At 48.8% G+C, this 6,651-nt stretch carries 8 protein-coding genes; 2 read left to right on the top strand and 6 right to left on the bottom strand.

Annotation, left to right across the window (positions count from 1 at the left end; translation table 11 throughout):
* From ACXJJX_RS09825 to ACXJJX_RS09800, 6 genes are all read right to left on the bottom strand, one after another.
* On the bottom strand, positions 1-358 hold a 358-nt coding region (locus ACXJJX_RS09825), incomplete at its 3' end, for a cytochrome c3 family protein (RefSeq protein WP_456434421.1).
* 12 nt (positions 359-370) lie between these two features.
* Positions 371-1,120: a 4Fe-4S dicluster domain-containing protein gene (locus tag ACXJJX_RS09820; RefSeq protein WP_456434420.1), complete on the bottom strand. Its 750-nt coding sequence runs from the start codon at positions 1,118-1,120 to the stop codon at positions 371-373.
* A 71-nt stretch (positions 1,121-1,191) separates the two neighbouring features.
* The gene (locus tag ACXJJX_RS09815) at positions 1,192-1,398 is read right to left on the bottom strand and encodes a hypothetical protein (RefSeq protein WP_456434419.1); all 207 of its coding nucleotides are present in this window, start codon (positions 1,396-1,398) and stop codon (positions 1,192-1,194) included.
* Between the two features lie 90 nt (positions 1,399-1,488).
* Positions 1,489-1,809, bottom strand: coding sequence for a MerR family transcriptional regulator (locus ACXJJX_RS09810; RefSeq protein ID WP_456434418.1), 321 nt, complete (start codon positions 1,807-1,809; stop codon positions 1,489-1,491).
* 40 nt (positions 1,810-1,849) lie between these two features.
* Positions 1,850-3,055: an NrfD/PsrC family molybdoenzyme membrane anchor subunit gene (nrfD, locus tag ACXJJX_RS09805; protein ID WP_456434417.1), complete on the bottom strand. Its 1,206-nt coding sequence runs from the start codon at positions 3,053-3,055 to the stop codon at positions 1,850-1,852.
* 511 nt (positions 3,056-3,566) lie between these two features.
* On the bottom strand, positions 3,567-5,282 hold the full coding sequence (locus tag ACXJJX_RS09800; protein ID WP_456434416.1) for a sigma-54 interaction domain-containing protein: 1,716 nt from the start codon (positions 5,280-5,282) through the stop codon (positions 3,567-3,569).
* A 209-nt stretch (positions 5,283-5,491) separates the two neighbouring features.
* Between ACXJJX_RS09800 and ACXJJX_RS09795 the strand changes: the two genes are divergently transcribed.
* Positions 5,492-6,256, top strand: a complete 765-nt coding sequence (locus ACXJJX_RS09795) for a 4Fe-4S dicluster domain-containing protein (protein WP_456434415.1) — start codon at positions 5,492-5,494, stop codon at positions 6,254-6,256.
* 49 nt (positions 6,257-6,305) lie between these two features.
* Positions 6,306-6,651 (top strand): cytochrome c3 family protein (locus ACXJJX_RS09790; protein WP_456434414.1); only part of this gene is annotated, 346 nt, incomplete at its 3' end.

Raw genomic sequence — 6,651 nt, 5'->3', positions numbered from 1 at the left:
TGAGGCGGTTGTAGCCTCTGACGCCTATGTGGCAGGTGGTACATTTGGTGTTGGCCGCAAAGGCCATCTCTCCATTGTGACAGGCACCGCAGTATTTCCCCTCGTAGAGACTCTTCATGGTGAAGTCTCCGGCCTCTTCCGCCGTACCAGCGGCCATCTCAAAAAGCCCTTCATGACAGTCATCACAGGAGAGCCCCTGATCCATGTGTTTCTGATGATCAAAGACAACGGCCTTGACCGGTTTGGTGAAGATAATAACCCCTCCGCCTTCCTCTTCATCCTGTGCTTTTGCTTGGCTTAGCCAGAATAGGCCACAGAACACAAAAAAGGCCACCCATCCAGCAATGAACCTTCTCATAACCCCTCTCCTTTAGCCCTTAATATAGAAGATGACCGGTTTTGTTCCAACCTCAGGACGGAGCACCCAGACAGTTCTTTCCGGTTGGTGGATAAGGCGATAGACCTCACTGTTGGGGTCAAGTAGATCGCCAAAGTGACGAACTTTGGCTGGACAAGCCGCTACACAGGCTGGCTCCTTCTCCCCTTTGGAGAGCCGGGTGTCGAAGCAGAAATTACATTTATCAATAGCCCGTTTTTCTTCGTTAAAGTAGCGGGCATTATAAGGACAGGCCACCATACAGGTCTTGCAGCCGATACATTTCTTGTAGTTCATCATGACGATACCGGTGGCCTTGTCTTTGTAGGTGGCCTTGGTGGGACAGACCCGGACACACGGAGGCACTACACAGTGATGACATAAGGTAGGGATAAATTCAGTTACCATATTGCCCGGTTCTACCTCCACTCTTCGCTCGAGGATAGTGGTCCGCCAGCCGTAGGAAGGGACATGGTTGGTCTTAGCACAGGCCTCTTTACAACGCTCACAATCGATACAGTTGTTTTGGATCATCACCATGCAGTAATGGTGTTTATAACCCTTCAAGGCTCGGCTGTAGGCCAGTGGTTCCGGCAGGACAGCCCGGGCCTCTTCTTCGGAGACGGGGGCCACCGAAAGGAACATTCCTCCAGCAACTACCCCGGTTATCTTGAGCCCTAATTTAAGAAAGGCCCTCCTTTCTTCGTCAAAGATGACGTCCTTTTTAACTATCCCCTCCCTCACAACTTCCTCCTGTATCTGAAATTTCTGCTTCGTGTATTTTTGCACATTTTGGTTTTGCTTTACAAGCCCTTTTATTCAACTTCTCCGTTAGAAAGATTCATCAGAGCAATGAAGGTCGGGATCAGGGCAAAGGGACCCAGGGCGATGAAGAGGATAAGAGAGGTCAGGAACCAGAAACCTTCACTCATTCGACCAAGGACTTTTGCACAGGCCTTTTTGTTGGAAGTTTGATGATCTTTGTGGATATACTTACCCAGTGTAGCCAAGGCGCGTCCCATAATGACCCTCCTTGTCTTTAAGGCCAGCCTTAACGGCTGGGTTGCGGCCTCCGGGCCCCCACCCCGGAGGCCAACCCTTAATCTGCCGGCTTAGGCATCTTCTAGATGTAGAAGCCCTCCTTTTTTGTAGGCGATACAGCCTTTTCTTTTTTCTTCTGGACAATTGAGGATCTGCCAGCAAGGGGTGAAGCGGAGTAACTTCTTGAGTCCGGCAATGGTGATTCCGTGTTCGTGGATGATAGTTCGAATGCAGGAGATCCAAGTAATGTCATTCATGGAGTAGTAACGGCGTTGTCCTCGGCGTATAGGTTTGATGAGTCCCTCTTTTTCGTAGATCCTCAAGGTCCTTGGGTGAACCTCAAGCATATTGGCTGCCGTCCCTATGGAGAATATGGCTTTATCTGGTCTCATGATTTATCCCCTCCCTGTCGTAAGGCTTTCCCTCCTTAGATTAATGTCTGAAATCAAACAGCTTAATGAAGAACCTCTCCCCAAGAAGGAAAAGGGTTCCGCAGATCCCTACACATCCCATGACGATAAGGAGCTCGGCCACCGAAGGACTGTAGGTAAGGTATTTAGGTGCAGTGGCCTCCAGGCCAGAAAACACCGGGACCATCTGGCCGACGACCACCAGATCATATCTCTGGACAAAAGCTCCAATGAGGACCATGGCCGAGGCCAGAAACATGGCCGTGGGGTTCTCCATTCTGGAGCCAAGAAGGAGTAAAAGGGGAAGAACAAGCCCAATGGCCACTTCAAACACCCAGAAATTGATGGCCATAGGTCCTTTAAGCAGAGCCAGAGCTGCCTCTCGGCCGATGTCATTACCGCTGGTGAATATGGAAAGGAAACGCCAAACAGTGGCCAAGATAATGATGAAGAGGAAAAGGGTTACTACTTTGGCTGCGGCACTGAGGGCCCGCCTCATGTCTTTATCTAGCTCTCGGTCTCTGAGAGCATAGCCAATGTAGGTGAAAAAGATTATAGCAGCTGCTCCCGAGAGGATGGCCGAGGCCAGGAAGTAAATAGGCAGCTGGGCTCCAAACCAAAAGGGCCGAGAGGAAAGAAGTGCAAAGACGGCCCCCAGGTTAGTGTTGGCTCCTACCTCCCCCAGGACTCCCAAAATGCCCAGGGCCAGAGCCGTACCAAAACGGCCGATTAGAAGGCAGTAGAACTCAAGGATCATTAGGGTAACGCAGAGACCATAGAGGGTCCCCATCCACCAGATGTTAGAAGTTAGGTTTGGGGAGAGCACATTATAGATGGCCATTCTCCAGGGATTTTCTAGTTCAAACCCGATGGAGGTAAAACCTGCCAAGATGGTAGCAATAGCCAAGAAAAGTCCCCGGTTGCTTAAAGGCTCTAAGGCCTGTCCGCCAAACCCATGTCCCAGGACAGAAAGGATATAGAGACCAGTCGAGGTAACCACAAAGAAAACATAGGTAGAGATGAGAATTCCCCAGGGCATCTCCCTGGTGGGATTGTAGAGTACATGATGCCCTTTAAAGAAGGCGTAAATACCTGTGGCCAGTCCTATGGCCGCCATAAGGGCAAATAAGGCGGTAACTATGTTGATCGAAGGCCTAGCCAAGCTGGGATCTTCCCCGACAAAGGTTCTGATCCCCAGTGCCTGTGCGTGGACATGACTGTTGGCCATAGCTTTTACCTCCCTTCAGAGTTTTTGTTGTAAATTTAATTTTAAACTTTTCTTGTAAATGAAATTTAAATTTCTTCTTGACATTACTCGATAAAGCTATTAGGAGAAAAAAAGCCGGGCGCGATCCCTATCGCTTAAGCCCCAACGGTTGCCGGCTTTTCTCCTTCCTGGCCTCGGGCCCCCACCCCGGGGCCAGGAAATCTTTAGAGGGCCTATATTCTATCTGGCTTTCACCTCCCCTCTTTGCTGGCTTTGCTTGTTTTAAAGAGCAATTGTTATGCCAGGCTTAAATAAGAATTGTTAAGATCCATGGAACTAGGAATTGTCAAGTAATTTCAATATGAAACCTCTATTTTGAAAAGACGTTTCATTGACAAGAAAAGTTAGAAGTTTGGGCGCATTTTGCGCCCAAAAGAAAGAGTGATTCTGAAAAACAAGTCACGACAAGAGAAAAGACCTAGGCGCAAAATGCGCCTAGTTGCATCGCTGGGCGCATTTTGCGCCTAGGTAGTTAGGCCGCTTCTTCGGTAGAGGCAGGGATGGTTAGGCGGTATTTAGCTATCTTACGGCGAAGGGTGTCTTTTGAGATCCCTAGTTCACGACAGGTAGCCATTCGGCGCCAGTTGTTGCGCTTTAGGGCTTGGTAGATGGCTCTTTTTTCAATTTCCTCTAGGGTGAGGGGAGTATCTTCGTCGATCAGGCAGGGATTTTTCTCTCGGTCTTTTTCCTTGTGGAGAGAAAGTAGGGGTTCAGGTAAATGTTCAAGGAGAATAACTCCTCCCCGACAGAGGATAAACGAATATTCGATAATATTTTCAAGCTCACGAATATTGCCAGGAAAATCGTATTTCATCAAAGTCTCTAGGGCCTCATCGGAAATACCGGTAATATTCTTACCTTTTTCGGCATTGAACTTCTCAATAAAATGGTCAATCAGAAGAGGAATATCTTCTTTTCGGTTTCGCAGGGGAGGGAGCTTTACGGTGGCGACGTTGAGGCGATAATAAAGATCCTCGCGGAACTTTCCTTCTCTGACCATCTGTCCTAGGTCTCGATTGGTAGCTGCTATAATGCGAACGTTAGCCCGTTTGGTCTCCGTGGATCCTAAGGGTTCATAGGTTTTGGTTTCTAAGAATCGGAGAAGTTTGGCCTGAAAAGCTGGAGAAACTTCTCCGATCTCATCAAGGAATAGAGTTCCTCCCTCGGCAGCTGCAATTTTTCCTTTTTTATCCTTTTTGGCATCGGTAAAGGCCCCGGCCTTATAGCCAAAAAGCTCGCTTTCAAGAAGAGTATCAGGAAGGGCCCCACAGTTTATGGCCACAAATGGTCCTTCTTTATATTTACTTAAGTTATGGACGGCCAAGGCAATAAGTTCTTTACCGGTGCCCGATTCCCCCATAATCAAGACATTGCTTCCACTTTGGGCGATGTCCGGCAAGACGGCAAAAATTTTCTGCATGGCCGGACTCTTGCTGACAATATTCTGGAAGGAAAAACTACGCCGAAGTTGGCTCCGGAGCTGGATAATCTCCGTCAGGTCGCGGAAGGTCTCCACGGCACCAATTATATTGCCCTCATCATCGGTTATGGGGGCTGCGCTTATGGATACGGGAATGGTGCGGCCATCTCGCCTGCGGACATAGATGGCCTGATTCATAACAGGCTTTCCCGTTCGGATGGCTTGGGCAATAGCGCACTTATCACCACAGATGCTGGAATGAAAGATATTCCAGCAATACTGTCCTAGGGCTTCTTTTCTCTTCCATCCGGTGATCTTTTCGGCAGCTCTGTTGAAAGAGGTGATCCGGAAGTCACGGTTAACCGTAAAGACGCCATCGGCAATACTTTCCATGATCAGACTCATCTGAATACTATCTGTGAGGTCCCGCAGGCTCATGGAAACCCCGACAATCTCATCCTTATTATAAATAGGGGAGGCGTTGAGGCTTACTGGGACGGCGGTATCGCCACGTTTTATATAGATAGTCCTGTCGACCAGGGTCTGTCCCTCTTCTAGGCAAACGTTAAGGCAACATCCTTTCTCCTTGCTGGAGTGAGGGCCTTTGATTACCTCCCAACATTTTCGGCCCAGGGCCCTATCTCTAGGGACACCAACGATTCGCTCTGCGGCCTTGTTGAAGGAGATAATACGACCTTTACGATCGATAATTATGATTCCCTCCACAAGACTGTCCAAAATCACCTGGTGTCTCCTTAAAATCTCCATAATCCCTCCCCGGGGCTCCAAAAAAGCAATTCTGAAATTTATATATCAAATTTAACTTGACAATTACAACTTGCAAGTATATTTAAAAATCAGATTACAAATTACGATTAAAACTTAAGATCCATAAAAAAGTTAAAGTAAACAATTTAAGTTTTTGTAGAAATGAAATTTTCAAAATCAATTTTTTAAAAAGCAAAGAGAGGTGAGCCATGGGCTTCAAGAAGTTTTCCTCCTGGTTAGACGGTCTCCGGAACGAAGGTACCGAGCATTTGCCTTCGGAAGAGAGGCGGCGCTTTTTGAAGATGGGGTTGGCTGTTACCGGTGTTTTTGCCGGAGGAAGCCTCCTTTCTTTGGTCAGCCGGGTAGATAAGGTCTATGGGGCCCCTGAGAGCTATGCCCGGGCCTATCCCTATCATCCTCACTATAGCATGGTCCTTAAGGTTGATCAGTGTGTGGACTGTGAGCGTTGTAAAGAGGCTTGTGCTAAGACCAACCATGTTCCTTCTTACGGCTGGCGAACCAATATTCTGGAGCGAGAGATCCCTATCGGTCCAGATGAGTCCTATACCGAATTTATCCCCGTGCTTTGTAACCACTGTAATGTACCCCCTTGTGTCCGAGTTTGTCCCACCAAGGCCACCTACAAAGACAAAACTACCGGCATTGTCATGATGAACTACAAGAAATGTATCGGCTGCAAGACCTGTATGGAAGCCTGCCCTTATAATGCCCGCTACTTTAATGAAGAAAAACGGGCCATTGATAAATGTAATTTCTGCTTCGATACCCGGCTCTCCAGGGGGGAGGAGCTTACCGCCTGTGCGGCGGCCTGCCCGGCGGGGGTGAGGATCTTTGGAGACCTCTCTGACCCAGGTAGCCGGGTCTATCAAATGGTTCATGATCCCGAACGGGTGGTCTGGGTTCTCAGGCCAGAGGCCGGGGCCAGGCCGAACGTCTTTTATACCAAGGGCTAAATCAAACTGAAGGGAGGGGATAGTGAAGAACGGGGAAAGGAGAAAACATATGAGGGCTTTGATCTCGGGGCTAGCCATTTGTGGCCTTTTGCTGACTATGGGCTCCTGGCCGGTGGTAGCTGAAGATGACGGCGGTGAGGTGATCTTTACCCGTCCCATCAAGGCGGTGGTCTTCAGCCATGAGAGACATGTGAATATGGGTCTTTCCTGCGATGACTGTCATGAAGGGCTTTTTGAGATGGCCGCTGGTACGGCGGAAGAAGCCGGGGACTTCACCATGAAGAGTCTCTACGAGGGGAAATACTGCGGTGCCTGTCACAATGGAGAGATGGCCTTTGCGGCCAACACCAAATGTACCACCTGCCACATAGGCGTCAGAGGCTACAACCGCCTCA

It is taken from the genome of Thermosulfuriphilus sp. (assembly GCF_054026695.1).
This window is presented reverse-complemented; position numbering and strand designations above follow the sequence as displayed.

What these genes read in the sequence shown, in the direction of transcription:
- nrfD (WP_456434417.1), bottom strand. Translation starts at nt 3,055, where the DNA reads ATGGCCAACAGTCATGTCCACGCACAGGCACTGGGGATCAGAACCTTT.
- ACXJJX_RS09795 (WP_456434415.1), top strand. Translation starts at nt 5,492, where the DNA reads ATGGGCTTCAAGAAGTTTTCCTCCTGGTTAGACGGTCTCCGGAACGAA.
- ACXJJX_RS09815 (WP_456434419.1), bottom strand. Translation starts at nt 1,398, where the DNA reads ATGGGACGCGCCTTGGCTACACTGGGTAAGTATATCCACAAAGATCAT.
- ACXJJX_RS09810 (WP_456434418.1), bottom strand. Translation starts at nt 1,809, where the DNA reads ATGAGACCAGATAAAGCCATATTCTCCATAGGGACGGCAGCCAATATG.
- ACXJJX_RS09800 (WP_456434416.1), bottom strand. Translation starts at nt 5,282, where the DNA reads ATGGAGATTTTAAGGAGACACCAGGTGATTTTGGACAGTCTTGTGGAG.